This is a genomic window from Shewanella electrica, from assembly GCF_022321485.1.
Taxonomy (GTDB): Bacteria; Pseudomonadota; Gammaproteobacteria; order Enterobacterales; family Shewanellaceae; genus Shewanella; species Shewanella electrica.
Map to the genome: position 1 here is coordinate 1 of NZ_JAKOGG010000426.1, position 260 is coordinate 260.

A 260-nucleotide genomic window follows, 5' to 3' on the forward strand; every position below is an offset into this window, starting at 1 on the left:
GAGTCTCTCGAGGGCACCTACATCGACAATAACTGCAACTTATCGGGTAATGTGTCCATGCGTGGCCGTATCCTCTCAGGTGTTTTCAGCAAGATGAAGATGCTTCGCACCATTGTGATCCGCCGGGACTACCTGCACTACATCCGCAAGTACAACCGCTTCGAGAAGCGCCATAAGAACATGTCTGTGCATCTCTCCCCCTGCTTCAGGGATGTGCAGATCGGAGACATTGTCACTGTGGGAGAGTGTCGGCCCCTCAG

Annotated in this window: 1 protein-coding gene; it reads left to right on the plus strand. The window is 53.5% G+C overall.

Features of this window, described 5'->3' with window-relative positions; genetic code table 11:
• Positions 1-57 precede the first annotated feature (57 nt).
• A partial coding sequence (rpsQ, locus tag L9G74_RS21120; protein WP_238898717.1) for a 30S ribosomal protein S17 occupies positions 58-260 on the plus strand: 203 nt, incomplete at its 3' end.